The following is a 15,609-nucleotide window of genomic DNA, read 5'->3' as shown; positions in this document are numbered from 1 at the left end:
GGGAGACGGCTTGGGCGGCACGGAGCTGGACGGGGGCGAGCGGCCCGCCAAGGTGGCGGGCCTCAGCACCGGCACCGCGAACATCGCCAGGATGAGCGACTACCTGCTGGGAGGCAAGGACAACTTCGCCGCCGACCGGGCGTTCGCCGAGCGGCTGATGACCATCGCGCCCGAGGTCAAGACGATGGCCGTGGACACCCGCGAGTTCCTCGAGCGGGTCGTGCGCTTCCTCGTCGGGCAGGGCGTGCGGCAGTTCCTCAACGTGGCGTCCGGGCTGCCGACCCGGCGCAACACGCACGAGGTCGCCCAGGAGCTCGCGCCCGACGCCCGGGTGGTGTACGTCGACGACGACCCGGTGGTGCTCACGCACGCGCGGGCCATGCTCGCCCGCGACCGCGGCACCGGAGTGGTGGACGGCTCCATCCTGCGCCCGGCGGAGATGCTGGCCCACCCCGAGATGCTGCGGCTCATCGACTTCGAGCAGCCGGTGGGGGTGCTGATCCCGGCCCGGCTGCAGTACCTCCCCGACGGCGCCGAGCCGTACAAGTGCGTGGCCCATGTGCGCGACCACCTCGCCCCGGGCAGCTACCTGGCCATCGGCCACGCCGTCTTCGACAGCCGTCCCGAGCTGGCCGCGCGGATCGTCGAGCTGTTCCGGCAGATCGTGCCGCAGGCCGACGACGTGCCGCGGAGCCGGGAGAAGGTGATGCGCTTCTTCGACGGCACCGAACTCGTCGACCCCGGCCTCGTCTACATCCGCCAGTGGCGGCCGGAGGCCCCGCAGAGCGCCGGCCAGGCGCAGCGGGTGTGGATCGTCGGGGGCGTCGGCCGGGTCACCGGATGAGCACGCAGGACGGAGTGCCCACCGCCAGCGCCTGTTCGGCGGGCCCGGGCAGCCCGTCCTTCAGCGCCAGCACCGCGACCGCGTCCGAGCGCTGGTTGGCGACGTAGAGGCGGTCGCCGTCGACGGCGAAATGGCGTGGCCAGCTTCCGCCCGCCGGCGCCTCGGCCGCCATCGTGAGCCGGGGCCCGTCGACCTCGAACGCGCTGATGGTGTCCGGCCCGCGGTTGGCGACGTACAGGTGGCGGCCGTCGGCGGACAGCGCGATGTGGGAGGGCAGATTATCGCCCTCGGCGCCGCTCGCCCGCACCACGCCCGCCTCCCGCCACTCGCCGTCGTAGACGCGCACGGTCCCGTCCAGCTCGCCGGTGACGTACCAGTGCCCCTCGTGGTGCAGGAAGTGCCGGGGGCCGCTGCCGGAGGCCAGCCGTACGGGACCGCCGGGGTGCGGGCGCATGCCGGGCAGGAAGCGGCGCACCTCGTCGGTGCCGAGGTCGGTCACGTACAGCACGCCGTCGGGCCCGAAGACCGCCTGGTGCGCGTGCGGGCCCTCCTGCCGGTCGGGGTGGGGGCCGCGCCCCTCGTGGGGGAACGTCAGCGGGCCGGGCTCGGGCATCCCGTCCTCACCCAGCCGGTAGGCCGTGACGGTCCCGTCGCCGTAGTTGGCGATCGCCAGCCACCGCGCCTCCGCGTCGAGCGCCAGGTGGCACGGTAGCGACCCGCCGCTCGGGTGCTCGGCCAGCGGCCGCGGAGCGGGCTCGTCGGCGAAGACCGCGAGACCGCCGTCCCCGGCGCGTTCGAGCACGGCGTACAGCAGCGGCAGCCGCGGGTGGGCGACGACGAACGACGGCCCTGACCCGGCCGCCTCTGCCACCGCCTCCAGCCGCCCGTCCGCCTGCGCCCGGGCGACCGTCAGGCCGGGGCCCGATCCCTCCGTGTCCGGGGTGTATCCGCCGATCACCAGACCGGGACGGGGCATTGTCACTCCAAGGATCAGATCGTCGGGACACCGAATGGTATCGGCCAGACGGGAGCCGGGTGGACGACCGCGACCGGGCAGGCGGCGCGCCACAGCAGGCCCTGCCCGACCGAGCCGAGCAGCCGGGCCCGGCCGCCCGCCCCGCGAGCCCCGACGACCAGCAGCGGGGCGTTCCCTGCGCATGACAGCAGGGCGGGCAGCGGCGGCGCCTCGACGACCCTGGTCTCGATCGTGACCCCCGCCCGGCAGCGCAGCCGCCACGGCTCGACGATCCGCGTCAGCGCCCGCTCGCCCTCCGGCTCGCCCCCCCGCGTCGCGTAGACCGCGGTCAGCGGCAGCGACCGGTTGCGCGCGACCTCCACGGCGAAGCGCATGGCGCACTCCGCCTCCGGTCCGTCCGGCCGCGCCACATCGATCCCCACCACCACCCCGCCGGCGGGCGGCGCGGGCGCCGGCGCGCCGACCACGACGACCGGGCAGGCGGCGTGCGCCGCGGCGTACGCGCTGACCGAGCCGAGCAGCAGCCCGGTCAGCCGCCCGTGCCTCCGATGCCCCACGACCAGCATCGCGGCCTCCCGGCTGAGGGCGACCAGCGTGTCCTTGGGATCTCCCCGCACGAGCACGGGACGGACCTCCCGGCCGGGCAGCAGGCGTTCGGCCAGCCGTACCCCCTCGAACAGCCGCAGCGCCGCCAGGCGGCGTTCCTCGGCGGCGACGGCCTCGGCGCGCTCCGGGTAGGGGCCGTCCCACACCTCGCAGACCGTGACGCCCGCGCGGCGCCGGACCCGGCACTCCGCCGCGGCCCACTCGACGGCGGCGCGGCTCTGCCGCGTGCCGTCGTAGGCGACCACGATCTCCTGCCTCATCTCACTCACGTCCCGGTGTGGCGCGGCGCAGCGCGTCGCACAGCGTCACGGTGAGCACGGCCGCGCCGAGGGCCATCGCCCAGCCGAGCGGCGGCAGCGGCACGAGGGCCAGCGGCGCGCCCAGGAAGGGCACGGCGGTGACGAGGGTCTGCAGGACCAGCGTGGCCGCCACCGCCACGAGCACCGAGCGGCCCCGCCACCAGCCGCGCTCGAAGGTCATCCGGCGCGCCCGGGTCACGTACGCCAGGGTCAGCCGGGCGAAGACCAGGGCGAGCACGGCCTGGGCGCGGACCTGTTCGTCGCTCCAGCCGAGCCGCCGCGCCGTCTCCACGGCGGCGAAGACGAGCACCGCGACGACCACCGCACGCAGCCCGATGCGGGTCAGCGCCGTCCACGCCATCAGCCTCTCGCGCCGCCGCAGCGTGAGGGGGTCACCCGCCGGGCGGTCGACACCGAGCGCGATCGCGGGGATCCCGTCCAGGGCCAGGTTGATCCAGAGCAGGTGCACCGGGAGCAGCGGCACGACCAGGTCCGGCCAGACGATCAGCCCGGCCAGAACGATGAGGATCTCCGCGAGGTTGCCGGCGAGCAGGTAGCCGATCATGGAGGCGACGTTGTGGCGCAGCCGCCGGCCCTCCCGCACGCCGGTCACGATCGTGCCGAGTTCGCCGTTCGTCACGACGACGGCGGCGGCCTCGCGGGCCACGTCGGTGCCCTCGTCACCGGCCATGGCGACGCCGACGTCCGCGTGCCGCAGGGCCGGGGCGTCGTTCACGCCGTCGCCGGTCATCGCCACCACCTCGCCGCGCTCCTTCAGCTCACGTACGAGGCCGAGCTTGGTGGCGGGATCCACCCGGGCCACCACGGCGTCGGCGTCGATGCCGACCTCCGCGGCGACCGAGCGCGCGGTCTCCGCGTGGTCGCCGGTCACCATCACGACCCGGATGCCCGCGGCCCGGCAGTCGCCCACGGCGCGGCGCGCGGAGGGCCGGATCTCGTCCTGCAGCGCGACCAGGCCGAGCGGGCGCAGCCCGGAGGCGTCCAGATCGTCGGTCTCCCCCTCGGCGAGCGCGAGCACCCGCAGCCCCCGCTGGGCCAGCCCGGACACGGCCTCCGCGAGCCGGTCGGTCCGCTCATCGGGCGCACAGCGGGCCAGCACCGCCTCGGGGGCGCCCTTGACCGTCAGCAGCGGGCGCGCGCCGTCCACGGCGGTGACCACCGCCATCGAGCGGGTCTCGGCGTCGAAGGGACGCGTGCCGATCCGGGTCTCCCCGGCCGGCAGCCGTGCGTCCTCGCGGGCGGCGGCCGCGGCCAGCGCGACGTCCACCGCGTCGCCCAGCCCGTCTTTGGCGTCGTTGCAGCGCAGCGCGGCCCGCCACAGATCGGTGCCGGAGACGGCGAGATGGTCGGCCACGGTGAGGTGGCCGGTGGTCAGCGTGCCGGTCTTGTCGGCCGCGATGACGGTCGTGGCGCCCAAGGCCTCGATGGCGGGCAGCCGGCGTACGATCACCCCGAGCCGGGCCATGCGCTGGGCGCACAGCGCCAGCGCGGTGGTGACGGCCGCGGCCATGCTCTCGGGCACCGCGGCGATGGCGAGCGCCACCCCCGCGAGGATGATGTCGACCAGCGACGCCTCGCCCCGGCTGACCCGGGTGAGGCCGATGAGGATCATCAGGGCGCCCGCCGCGACAGCGAGCAGGCCGATCCGCCGCGACACCTGGGCGAGCTCGGCCTCCAGCGGTCCCCTGCCGCCGCCGCGCAGGGCCGAGGCGATGCGGCCGACCTCGGTCGCGGCGCCGGTACGCAGCACTTCGGCCGTTCCGCGGCCGTGCACGACGAGCGTGCCGGAGAAGATCTCCCCCGCGCGGTCGCCCAGCGGCACGTCCGGCCCGCCGGGGCCACCCGCCCGTTTGGCCGCGGACAGCGACTCCCCCGTCAGCGGCGCCTCGTCCACCGCCAGCGCCTCGGCCTCGACCAGCCGGGCGTCGGCGGGCACCCGGTCCCCGGCCGCGACGACGACGAGGTCGCCGGGGACCACCTCGGCCGCGGGCACCCGTCGTACGGCGTCGCCCCGCACGACCGTGGCCATCGGCGCGGTGAGCGCCCGCAGCGCACGCACGGCCTTGTCGGCCCTGGCCTCCTGGCCGGTCCCGATCAGCACGTTCACCAGCAGGATGGCCAGGATCGCGATGCCCTCGGGCACCTCGGCGAGGACGACGAGCGTGACCAGGCCGGCCACCAGCAGCAGGACCGACAGCGGATCCGCCAGCTGACGCGCGGCCCGGACCGGCAGGGCCGGCGGCCGGGGCTGGGGGATCTCGTTGGGCCCGTGCTCGGCGAGCAGGCGCGCGGCCTCCTCCTCGGGCAGTCCACGCAGCGTGCGCACAGCGGATGTCATGTCACCAGCAGATCATCCGGCCTCCGGCGGCTGCGCCGGGCGAAAGCCATCGGCCGCCGGGACCTTCGGCCCGCACCAGGCAGGGTAATCATCCGTGCCGGAATCCCCCAGGACGCAGGCCCGGCCACAGCGATACGGGCATATGCCCTATGTCGCTTATATCCACAGCTGAACGGGCAGGTGGGTGCCAGGTGTCTCGTCACTGCGCGGACGTTCCCGGGAGGGGTCTCGTCACGACGGTGCGGCGGCTCGCGGTGGCCGCGCTCGTCGTCTCGCTGGCGAGCCTCGCCGTTCCGGATGCGGCGGACGCGGCCTCCGCGCCGCTGCGCCGCAAGCCTCACGCGGCCGCGGCGGCCAAAGCAAAGGCCAAGGCGGCGAAGGCGGCGAAGGCTGCGAAGGCGAGAGCGAGGGCCAAGCCCAGGCCCGGCCCGCAGAGTTACCAGATCGCCCGGGACTCGCGGACCAGTGCCACGCAGTACAGTTCGGGCAACGGCCGGGACGTCCAGAACCTCAACGGCGTCAGCACACCCTCGCTCCTGAGCGGCCCGCAGTCGACCACCGTCACGTCCGCCGGGAAAATCACCAGTCAGGGCGCGTACTGCGCCCCCGGCAGTCCCTCCTGCAACATCTCCCAGAACATGAGGTGATCAGCGCGGATGGCGGTCAGATGTGATGGCGGCGCCACCTCCGGTCGGCCGCCGCCCAGGCCGCCTCCCACTCGCGGTAGCGCCTGCGGTCCAGTCGATGACGCCCCAGAACGAAGCTGGCCCAGGCCAGGACGGCGGCCGCCGACACGACGCCGAAGGCGGCCAGCCACGCCCTGGTCACCGTCTCAGCCCGCTGCTGCGGCGCCACGGCCGGCCTGCCCTCGGCGTCGACCCACAACCGCGCGTTCGCCGGGCCGTCCCGCAGGAGGAGAGCCACCGGGACCATGCCCTCCCGGACCTCGCCGCCCGGCAGCGTCCACCGCACCGGACTCGCCCCCAGCAGCCCGCGGCCGTCAACCGCGACAGCCGACGTGTCCTGGATCAGGGTGGCCTCGACCAGCTGCCGCGCTCCCGGCCCCATCCGCTCGGCCCTGACGCCGCCGTCGTACACCGTACGAGCGATCAGCGAGGCGGGCCACGCGGCGAGCAGGACGACGGCCAGCGCCGCCACCACGAGCGCCGCCTCGATCCGGTCGGAACGGCGGCGCAGCGGGTTGCGATCAGGCCGGTAGCGGCGTAGCCACGACACGACCCAGCGGGCGACCGATCTCATGGGCACACCTCCTGACGACCACAGGAGATCCCACTTCCCCCGGCGCGCCCGTCCACGCGCGTTCCGGCTGCCCGAGATCGGCCTACCTCACTCCATGACCTCGGAGGGGGCGCGTCGCATGCTCTCGCTCTCGTCGATGACGAACCCCAGCCGCATGATCATCTGCGGCGGCTCTCCCGAGCACAGATGCGTGCGGATGAACTCGCGCAACTCGGGCATCTCAAGTGCCTGTGTGTGGAAGGCGACGCTCACTCCGTACGCGGAGGCGTGCAGCAGCATCCGCTGCAGCGCCTCGCCCGCGCGCAGCCAGTCCTCGCGGCCGTCGCCGTCGGTGCTCAGCAGCGCCACGAGACCCGTCGACGCGGACACCCGCTCGTCCGGCGCCATCCCCCACTCGTGCCCCCGGGCGTAGTCCCGCTGCGCGAAGTGCTGGGGGTGCATACGCCGGGGATCGGTCGGATAGCCGGCCGCCGGTACCCCGTCCCGGCGCGAGCTGCCGGGCGGCCGGGCCCAGCGCATGAGTTCCAGGACGAACAACCGGTCCTGTGACTGCACGTCCTGGGCCGCGCCGGTGAGCGCGGCGAGCACCCGGGCGGCGGCGTCCGACGTGATGGGCATCATGTGGCCGCCCTCGGGCGCCGCTTCCGATACGAGGGCGTCGACCAGACGGTCCGGCACCGGCAGAGCCGTGAACCCGGACCGGTGGGTGCGGCGGCGCTCGATCTCGGCGTGCAGCAGGCGGATGTGCTCGCCCGGCTCACGCCCGGGCCGCACCCGTATCCTGGCCAGCAGCAGCGGACGCTCCGGGTCCGGGAAACGGCGGACCTCGGGCTCGTAGCCGAGCGCCAGCAGGGTGATACGCACATTGAACAGCGCGGCGCCGCAACTTATCGTCATCTGCCGGCCGGTGGGATCGGAGACCCGCAGCTTCCTGTCGGGGTCGGCGCGCAGGCAGATCTCGTCGCCGGAGACGCCGAACGACCAGGGCTGGGTGTTGTGGATCGAGGGCGCCCACAGAGCCGCCTCCACCGCGGCCTGTGCGGCCTGCGCGATCCCCTCGGAAGTACGAGTGTTCACGATCTCCTCCCCTGGCTCGGCTACAGCAACGGCGGGGCGATGAGCAGGTCGTCCACGAGGAAGGCGACGTCGGCTTCCACCTCGACGACCCCCTCGACCCGGCGTACGGCGTGCAGCAGCGGCTTGACGTCCGACCTGCGGGGCACCTGTCCGCTGATCCCGACCACGCCGCCGGAGACGGTGATCCGCAGGTCGTCGGGGCCGAGGTTCAGCCGGGCGGCGATTTCCTCGATCTCGGCCAGGATGTCCTCCGCCGGGCGGACGAACACGCGCAGCAGGTCTCCCTGGTGCACCGTGCCCATGATGCGGCCGGTCATGGCGTCGATCACGGGCAGCTGCTTGATGCGGTTGCGGTGCATCAGCCGGGCCGCGTCCCGCACCGACGTGCCACCGGTCACCGTGATCGCGGGGCGCGACATGATCTGGCCGGCCTTCGTGCCCACCGCCTTACGGTGCTCCTCACGCCTGCGGGGACCGTCGAACACGCTCTCGTCCAGGACGAACTCCTTCAGGAGGATGTCGTCCTCCGACACCACACCCACCGGGCGCCGGTCGGCGTCGATCACTGTGACCGCGCCCACCTTGAACCGCTGCATGGTGGCGACAAGGTCCGCGAACGACGCGTCCATCGGCACCGCGATGGCGACCTTGCCCATGACATCCTTCACCTTCGTCGTCATGACGACGCCTCCCATCTCCTCATTGCCAGCGTGCCTCGCCGCGTCCTTCCGGGTCAGCGGTGAAGGTCCTGACCACCTGGGACTTTCGGCCACCCGTCGCGTCTGCGTTCCTCCCGTGGCGAAGGACCCGGTCAACAGGGCCCTCAGTCCCTTCGCAGGCCGCCCGATCGGCGGTGCGATGGAAGCGAAGGCCACGGCCCGGAAAGGAGCCGATCATGCACATGAAGGTGCGAGACGTCATGACCAGCGAGGTCGCCTCCGTCAACGGCAGTACGCCGTTCAGGGACGTAGCCGAGGTGCTCATCGCGCACGAGGTCAGCGCGGTGCCCGTGGTCGACGGCGAGGGCCATGTCATCGGCGTGGTATCCGAGGCCGACCTGCTGCGGAAGGAGGAGTTCCGCGAGCAGTTCTACCGCGAGGGCTACCGGCCGCCGCTGCGGGCCCGCCTGCGTGAGGCCGTGGGGCACGGGGCCTCCAGGACCCAGGAGCGGGCCCACGGTGTGACCGCCGCCGAACTCATGTCCGCCCCCGCGGTCACCACCTGGCCCTACACCAGCGTGGTCAGCGCCGCGCGCCAGATGAGCCGGCACGGGGTCAAACGCCTGCCCGTGGTGGACGACGAGGGCGTGCTCGTGGGCATCATCAGCCGCCACGACCTGCTCAAGGTCCTCGCCCGCGCGGACGCCGACATCGCGAGGGAGATACGCGAGGACGTCATCGGCAACTGCCTGTGGGCCGACCTGTCGGGCGTCGAGGTGTCGGTGTCGGAAGGCGTCGTGACGCTCACCGGCGCACTGGAGCGCCGCTCCCAGGCACGCGTGCTCACGCGGATGGTCGAGCGGACCAACGGCGTGATCGGGGTCGTCGACCGCCTGGAGTGGAAGGATGACGACGCCGGCCCCTGGGAGGGCGCCTGATCGGCCCTGCGGGGTGTGATCATGTCTGCGCTCGCCGGGCTCTGGGGTGGTAGGTGAAGACCCAGCGGTCTTCGCCGACCCTCCGGCGGGTGTAGCGGTCGGGGTGCTGGTAGCGGTCGCGGTTGTGGAACTGGCAGGCCGGGCCCAGCAGTTTGAGGTCGGTCAGGCCGCCGCTGCTCCAGTTGTCGGCGTGGTCGATCTGGCACCGGGTGGCGGGCAGGGGGCAGCCGTCGATCCAGCAGGTGGCGTAGCGGGCGTAGATCGCCCGCCGCTGGGCCGGGGTGGCCAATCTGACCTTGCGGCCCATGTCCAGAACCTGCCCGTCGGCGTCCATCACCAGGCGCACCAGGGTGGAGGTGCGGGCCAGCCGGTGCACGCCGGAGACGGGCAGCACCTGCCCGGTCGCCGGCAACAACCCCGGCGCCGTCCCCAACACCGCCCCCGCCAGCCCTCCGGCCGACGCTCCCGGTGGCGACCCCGGCTCTCCTCCCGGTGGCCTCTCCGGTTCTGGTCCCAGCACGCCCTGCGGCGTCCCCTGCTCTGGTCCAGGCTCTGGCCCCAGCACGCCCTGCGGCGGCCCCGGCTCTGGTCCCGGTGGTGGCCCCGGCTCCGTTCCGGACGTGCCGGACGTCCTCGGCGCTGCGGACGAGCACCGCGCCCTACTGCCGCACCCGCACCCGCACCCGCACGCGCCCTCGCCATGCCGCTGGCGCTCGTGGCCGTCGCCCTCACGCGTGGCCTGCGCATCGCGGCAGTCCCCCGCAGGCAGGTCGGCGCTGTTGATGGCGCTCTCGGCGGTGCTCTCAACGGCGGCCTCTGCGGCTACATCGGCAGCGGCGCCTACTCCGGAAACGGCTTCCTCGGCCGCCTCGGCGTCCTGAGTGTTCTCGGGCTCTTCGGTGTCCTCAGGGCCTTCCGGGCCTTCGGAGGACTCGGCGCTCTCGGAGTGGTCGGTGGCAGGGCCCGGGTCGGGGGTGGGGTCGGCAGGGAGGGATTCGACGTTGACCAGCACCAGGAGCTCTGCGGCGATCTTCTCCTCCAGCAGCGCCATGAACGCATCCGCCTGACGCACCCTCAGCGGCCGGTCATCACCCTCCGCCTTCGGCCTGGCATACGCATCCAGCAACGCCTGCAACCGGGCGGCATGCTCACGCGGGAGATAGAACTCCCCCTCCAAACCGCCGCCCTTACCGGGGCGCACCCGCAGGAACCGCCGCCCGTAATCGGCCCGCTCATCGCGGTCCTCACCATCGGGGTCCAGCACCGCCCGCAGATAACGGCCCGCCCTGGCCACCTCCGCCGCCCCCGCCCTCCCCGCCAACTCCAGCAGAATCGGCTCAGCCACCGCAGCGTGCTCATCGGACAGGCCGGCAACGGCGGTGCAGATGGCCTCCACCACCCCCGCCGCCAACCCACCCACCGCGAACTTCTCCCGCACCCGCGGCAGGCGCGCCAACTCGATCCCCAGGGTCAGCAGCCGGCTTGCTCCGGCGACGCTCATTCCTCCGGCGGTGCGCAGCCAACTGCGGGTGGAGGCATGCCCATGCCGCCGAGCCTGCCCCGCCCGATGCACCCGCCCCACCCGATCCGCCAGAGCACACGTGATCCGATCCCGCGCGAACACCAACTCCTCAGCCTCAGCCAGACAAACATCCACATCATCCGGAACCGGCGCCAACGCCAACGCCCGCGCCGACTCACGAACAGAACCCACCAGCACCCACGACGACCGACCCCGGCGATCACCCGCGCCGGCCCCATCCGCCCCGGCAGAACCCGCCCCCGCATCATCGGCAGCACCAGACGCACCAGTGGCACTGCCAGCGGTGGCACTGTCAGCAGCCGCACTTGGACGCGGGGGCATTTGCCCAAGGAGGAATTTCCACCTTCGCGCGACACGAGGATCACGGGCCGGGTCGCCAGGGATATTTGTTTGGCTTATTCCCCAGATTCGCCCATCGCCGGTTCGCGCGCCTTCCGATGACCAGAGAGGCGAGCAGGCAGTGAGTCGCTCCCACCAGGTCTCATCCGGCATGTTCGAACGGCCGAAGCGGTCAGGGTCGATAAGTGACGACGCCATGACACTCCCTCCAGCTCATTCGAATACTTGTATGAATTCTTTCACGCGGTTCTCGCCCGCTACAAGCGCGAAGCCGAATTAGATGGGGTCACAGGCAGCCGGATAATTCCGGCCAATATCAGCCAAAAACGATTCTTATCGGCTCGCTCCACGTTTCCGCTGCCCGGCGGCCCGAGGCCGGGCGGTTCCGCCGGCAGGTGGCCGCCCCTCCCGCCGGAACCCCCGCAGCCCGCCAGAACGCCGCAGACCACCGGAGCGCCCTCGGCCCGGCCGATCGTGACGACGATTTTCGCGACGGCGGCTGGCGCCGCGCTCACGGTGCCCACCTGCGGCGATGCCGAGGCAGCGGTGCCATCGCACCCACCGCGGCAGCGGCGATTTTCCGGAGAGGTGGTTTTCGTTCTCCCATCGGCGGTAGCCCAGAAAGGGACCGACCAAGCGAGAGACAAGGAGAAGCACGTGATCACTCACGAGCAGATCCCCATGATGCTCGACAACCCGGTCCACGACCTCAACGGCGACAAGATCGGCGAGGTCGCGCAGGTCTTCCTGGACGACGCGACGGGACGGCCGAAGTGGGTCTGCGTCAAGACGGGACTCCTCCACACCAAGGAGACCTTCATCCCGCTGCACGACGCGAACCTGACGGCCGGTCATGTCGAGGTCCCGTACGCCAAGGAGCACGTCAAGAACGCTCCCGACGTGAAGCTGGACGCCGACGGGCACCTGTCCGCGGAGCAGGAGCGTGAGCTCTACCGTCACTACGACATGAGCTGGGACGCCGCCTGGGAACGCGCGAACCGGTCCGACAACATCACCGGCTGGGCCGACAGCGGCGGGCGGCGCGAGCGCGAACGCCTGGGGGCCGGCCCCGAGGACCCTGCGGACTACAGAGACCCCGCGGACTACAGGGACTACGCCGTGACCCGCGGCGGGGAGCGGTACGGCACCGACGATCCCGCGCTCGGCTCCGGGGACCGGCTGGACGCCGAGATTCCCGGTACGCATCCGGGTGAGCCTCTGGCGCCTCGCGACCCCGCGACCCGGTCCGGTGAGCTGTTCGGCGGCGGCGATCCCTCGATCACGTCGAGCGAGCGGTACGGCACCGAGGATCCGGCGGCCCGGTCGCAGGAGCGGTTCGGCACCGGCGACCCGTTGACGCGGTCCGGCGACCGGTTCGTCACCGACCCGGACGCCCGTGACCGGGACATCCGCCGCCGGGACGTCCCCGGCGAGGACGAGCCGCGCCTGTAGACCGCGCTTCGTCCTTCACCAGCCCCGTTGCCCCGGTGCGCCTCCGCCGCCGGGGCAACGGCGTGCCCGGCCGCTATCAGTCGTCGTCGACGATCTCGCCGTGCACCACGCGGCCACGGCTCGCCCCGGCGGGCCCACCGAAGCCCTCCGCCCCGTCGAAGCCCGCCCCGCCGAATCCCGCGGTCCGGTCGAAGAGCGGCGCGTACGGCGAGCGGGCGGCGAGTGAGCGCACCCGGCGGCCGAGGAACCACGACAGCCAGCGGCGGGCGATCGGCCGGGTCAACGGCAGGATCATGAAGAATCCGAACACATCGCTCAGGAAGCCGGGGGTCATCAGGAGGGCGCCACCGGCGACGATCAACGCGCCGTCGGCGAGTTCCCTGTCCGGCATGCGCCCCGATTCGATGGTCGTGCGCAGCGCCGCCCAGGCCCGCCGTCCCTCCCGGCGCACCAGCCAGGCGCCGAGGATGCTGTCGGCGATGAGCAGAGCGACCGTCTCCCACCCGCCGATCACGGACCCCACCCGGATCAGAAACCAGATCTCCAGGACGGGAACCAGGAGGAACCCGAGGAACAGCCCGATCCGCATGTCTTGCCCCACTCACCCCGGCACTCGTACGTCTGCGTCAACGTCCCCGCGGCCGCTGGGGTTCCTGTGGATCGCGCCTATCGCCGCGGGCGAAACCGGTCGGCGAACCCCGTGACCCCCCAGACGGCCACGCGCCAGAAGGCCTCGATGATGATCCTCCGGCTCATCTTGCTGCTGCCCACGGTGCGCTCGACGAACGTGATCGGCATCTCCCTGACCCGCAGGCCCTGCCGTACGGTGCGGAGCGTGAGGTCCACCTGGAAGCAGTAGCCCTGCGACTCGACGTCGTCCAGCCCGATCTTCTCCAGCGTGGCCGCCCGGTAGGCACGGAAGCCGGCGGTGGCGTCGCGGACCGGGATGCCGAGCACCAGCCGGACGTAGGTGTTGGCGCCCCGGGACAGCAGCTCACGCGAGAACGGCCAGTTGACGGTCTTGCCGCCGGGCACCCACCGGGACCCGATGGCCAGGTCGGCGCCGTCGGTCACCGCGTCGAGCAGCTTGTGCAGTTCCTCGGGCTGGTGGGACCCGTCGGCGTCCATCTCCACCAGCACGTCGTAGCCCTCGGCCAGGCCCCACCGGAACCCGGCGATGTAGGCGGCGCCCAGCCCCTGCTTGCTCGTCCGGTGCAGGACGTGGACTTGGTCGTCGGCCTCGGCCAGTTCGTCGGCGATCCGGCCGGTGCCGTCGGGGCTGTTGTCGTCGGCCACGAGCAGGTGAACGTCGGGCAGCGCCTCACGCAGCCGCCGCGTGATCATCGGGAGGTTCTCCCGCTCGTTGTACGTGGGGACGATCACGAGCACCCGCCCTGGGGTCCGCTCCATCAGCTTTTCCTCCGCCCAGAGATGGCCGCCACCGTCGCTCCGGCTCCCATGAGTATCAAAACCCACTCCGGCAGCGCACCTACCCCTGCCGCCACCGTGTTCTTCGTCCTGACGGGGACGTCCAGGACGTTCATCCCCGCCACCAGCTCGCCCGTACGCCAGCCGACCCGCCCGTCCGGGCCGACGTACGCGGAGATGCCGGTGGTCGCCGCGGTGACCACCGCGCGGTTGAACTCCACCGCGCGCAGCTGCGACATCGCGAGCTGCTGCGGCGGCAGGTTGGTGAGCGCGTAGCTGGCGTTGTTGGTCTGCACGACCAGCGGGGTGCCGCCCGCCAGCACGGTTTCACGCACCGTGCTGTCGAACGCCACCTCGTAGCACTCGACGGTCCCGATGGTCACCGGGCCCATCCGCAGCGCCCCCGGCCTGTTTCCCGGAACCGACTGGCGGCCGACCAGGTTGGCCCGCGACGACAGCGCGAGGAACAGGTCCTTCATGGGGGTGTACTCGCCGAATGGCACGAGCCGCTGCTTGTCGTAGTACGCGCCGGGGCCGGTGACGGGGTCCCAGACCACGCCGCGGGTGGCCCGCTCCTCGGTGCCGATCTTGACCACCGCGCCGACGAGGACCGGCACGCCGATGTCCTTCACGGCGGAGTCGATCACCTGCCGGGCGAACTCGCTGCTGTAGGGGTCGATGTCGGTCGAGTTCTCCGGCCACACCACGATGTCGGGCCGCGGGAGCTTCCCGGCGCGTACGGCCTCGGCCATCCGGTGCGTCTCGTCGGCGTGGTTGCGCAGCACGACGGCGGGCTCGTCGCCGAGGAAGTACATCCCCCGCCCAGGGACGTTGCCCTGGATGACACCGATCCGCACTGTCCTGCCCTCGTCGCCGGGCCGGGGCACGACCAGCCCCAGCACCGGTACGGCTATCGCGGCGAGGAGCGTTCCGGCAACCACCCGGTCGGCCCGCCACCTCGGCGGACGCCGTGTGACCAGCGCGGCGAGCAGCATCCCCGTGAGTGCGACCGTGAAACTTACAAGTGGGGCGCCGCCCAGCGCGGCGAAGCCGGTGTACGGCGACTCGCCCTGGCTGAAGGCCAGCCGCGCCCAGGGAAAGCCCCCGACGGGGAACAGTCCCCGGGCCCACTCCTGTGCCACCCACAGGCAGGCCACCCAGAGCGGCCACAGGCGCAGCCGCATGACGAGGGCGGCGAGACAGGCCAGCGCCGCCCAGAACAGGCTCTCGATGCCCGTCAGGGCCAGCCAGGCGTCGTCCCCGATGGGGCGGACCCAGGCCAGCGTCGGCAGGAGGAACGCCAGCCCCCCGGCGTATCCGATCCAGGCGGCCCGGCGCGGCCTGGTGCCGCGGACGGCGAGGGCGAGCAGCGCCAGGCCCACGGGCGCGCAGAACCACCACCCGAGGGGCGGGAAGGCGAGGTAGAGCACCAGGCCGCCCGCGACGGACGCGACGAGGCGGATCAGCGCGCCCGGCACTCGCGCCCGGGGCGCCGCGGCGGCGGCCGGCTCCGTGTCCTGTGCCGTCTTCAGTGCCACGGGACAGTTTCTCCTCGCGTGTCGATGGGCCCGCGTCCTGGTGCGGAAAATCACCCCAGGTCAGGGTCGCAGACGGCGGCGGGAGCCGCCAAACCGGCCCTCGGCAACTCTACGAGGAAGTGAAGGGGGCCCGGGCGGCCCTTCGGACCGGTTCCGTCCCGTCGGCGGCGGGCGCGGAGCTCCGTTGTCTACTGGGTGCCCGGGCCCCTCCTGGGTCCAACCCCCCGGCCGGCTGGGGTGCCCCGCCTCGGCGGAACGCCGCCCTGCGCCTGGTGTGCTGACGGGATCACG

14 protein-coding genes are annotated in these 15,609 nt (G+C 72.8%); 4 read left to right on the top strand and 10 right to left on the bottom strand.

Annotated features, from left to right (window positions below; genetic code table 11):
- Positions 1–10: 10 nt before the first annotated feature.
- Positions 11–844: an SAM-dependent methyltransferase gene (locus HHX30_RS13800; protein ID WP_249350006.1), complete on the top strand. Its 834-nt coding sequence runs from the start codon at positions 11–13 to the stop codon at positions 842–844.
- Here HHX30_RS13800 and HHX30_RS13795 read toward each other — a convergent pair.
- Genes HHX30_RS13795 through HHX30_RS13785 form a run of 3 tightly spaced genes read right to left on the bottom strand, consistent with a single transcriptional unit; the run spans position 834 to position 5,084 of the window.
- Complete coding sequence (locus HHX30_RS13795; protein ID WP_169982317.1) at positions 834–1,820, bottom strand: lactonase family protein; 987 nt, start codon at positions 1,818–1,820, stop codon at positions 834–836. The genes HHX30_RS13800 and HHX30_RS13795 overlap by 11 nt on opposite strands.
- Positions 1,821–1,834: 14 nt before the next feature.
- Positions 1,835–2,686 carry a universal stress protein gene (locus HHX30_RS13790; RefSeq protein ID WP_169982316.1) on the bottom strand — a complete coding sequence of 284 codons (852 nt, stop codon included), beginning with the start codon at positions 2,684–2,686 and terminating at the stop codon, positions 1,835–1,837.
- A 1-nt stretch (position 2,687) separates the two neighbouring features.
- Positions 2,688–5,084 carry a cation-translocating P-type ATPase gene (locus HHX30_RS13785; RefSeq protein ID WP_169982315.1) on the bottom strand — a complete coding sequence of 799 codons (2,397 nt, stop codon included), beginning with the start codon at positions 5,082–5,084 and terminating at the stop codon, positions 2,688–2,690.
- Between the two features lie 239 nt (positions 5,085–5,323).
- On the opposite strand from HHX30_RS13785, the gene HHX30_RS13780 reads away from it, so the two are divergent.
- Positions 5,324–5,731 (top strand): hypothetical protein, encoded by a 408-nt coding sequence (locus HHX30_RS13780; RefSeq protein ID WP_169982314.1) that lies wholly within the window; start codon positions 5,324–5,326, stop codon positions 5,729–5,731.
- A 16-nt stretch (positions 5,732–5,747) separates the two neighbouring features.
- Here the strand turns inward: HHX30_RS13780 and HHX30_RS13775 are convergent, their stop codons facing one another.
- The 3 genes from HHX30_RS13775 to HHX30_RS13765 all read right to left on the bottom strand — a co-directional run bounded on the left by HHX30_RS13775 (position 5,748) and on the right by HHX30_RS13765 (position 8,101).
- Positions 5,748–6,344 carry a hypothetical protein gene (locus HHX30_RS13775; protein ID WP_169982313.1) on the bottom strand — a complete coding sequence of 199 codons (597 nt, stop codon included), beginning with the start codon at positions 6,342–6,344 and terminating at the stop codon, positions 5,748–5,750.
- Positions 6,345–6,431: 87 nt separating this feature from the next.
- Positions 6,432–7,421: an Acg family FMN-binding oxidoreductase gene (locus HHX30_RS13770; protein WP_169982312.1), complete on the bottom strand. Its 990-nt coding sequence runs from the start codon at positions 7,419–7,421 to the stop codon at positions 6,432–6,434.
- Positions 7,422–7,441: 20 nt separating this feature from the next.
- Positions 7,442–8,101 carry a CBS domain-containing protein gene (locus tag HHX30_RS13765; RefSeq protein ID WP_169982311.1) on the bottom strand — a complete coding sequence of 220 codons (660 nt, stop codon included), beginning with the start codon at positions 8,099–8,101 and terminating at the stop codon, positions 7,442–7,444.
- Between the two features lie 215 nt (positions 8,102–8,316).
- Between HHX30_RS13765 and HHX30_RS13760 the strand changes: the two genes are divergently transcribed.
- On the top strand, positions 8,317–9,018 hold the full coding sequence (locus HHX30_RS13760; protein WP_169982310.1) for a CBS domain-containing protein: 702 nt from the start codon (positions 8,317–8,319) through the stop codon (positions 9,016–9,018).
- Positions 9,019–9,037: 19 nt separating this feature from the next.
- Here HHX30_RS13760 and HHX30_RS13755 read toward each other — a convergent pair whose 3' ends face one another.
- A complete protein-coding gene (locus tag HHX30_RS13755; protein WP_249350004.1) occupies positions 9,038–10,882 on the bottom strand; it encodes an HNH endonuclease signature motif containing protein in 1,845 nt (614 codons plus the stop codon).
- Between the two features lie 675 nt (positions 10,883–11,557).
- Here HHX30_RS13755 and HHX30_RS13750 point away from each other — a divergent pair.
- The gene (locus HHX30_RS13750) at positions 11,558–12,352 is read left to right on the top strand and encodes a PRC-barrel domain-containing protein (protein ID WP_169982308.1); all 795 of its coding nucleotides are present in this window, start codon (positions 11,558–11,560) and stop codon (positions 12,350–12,352) included.
- A 76-nt stretch (positions 12,353–12,428) separates the two neighbouring features.
- Here the strand turns inward: HHX30_RS13750 and HHX30_RS13745 are convergent, their stop codons facing one another.
- The 3 genes from HHX30_RS13745 to lnt form a co-directional block, all read right to left on the bottom strand.
- Positions 12,429–12,941: an FxsA family protein gene (locus HHX30_RS13745; protein WP_169982307.1), complete on the bottom strand. Its 513-nt coding sequence runs from the start codon at positions 12,939–12,941 to the stop codon at positions 12,429–12,431.
- 77 nt (positions 12,942–13,018) lie between these two features.
- The gene (locus tag HHX30_RS13740) at positions 13,019–13,762 is read right to left on the bottom strand and encodes a polyprenol monophosphomannose synthase (RefSeq protein WP_169982306.1); all 744 of its coding nucleotides are present in this window, start codon (positions 13,760–13,762) and stop codon (positions 13,019–13,021) included.
- Entirely contained in the window at positions 13,762–15,318 is a 1,557-nt protein-coding gene (lnt, locus tag HHX30_RS13735) for an apolipoprotein N-acyltransferase (protein ID WP_311922361.1), read from the bottom strand. Before lnt ends, HHX30_RS13740 begins: the two co-directional genes overlap by 1 nt.
- Between the last annotated feature and the right edge of the window lie 291 nt (positions 15,319–15,609).

The sequence above is a fragment of the Microbispora sp. H10836 genome (assembly GCF_012999525.1).
GTDB lineage: Bacteria > Actinomycetota > Actinomycetes > Streptosporangiales > Streptosporangiaceae > Microbispora.
Note: the sequence above shows the minus strand (reverse complement) of the source record. Positions and strands in the feature narration are given on the sequence as shown.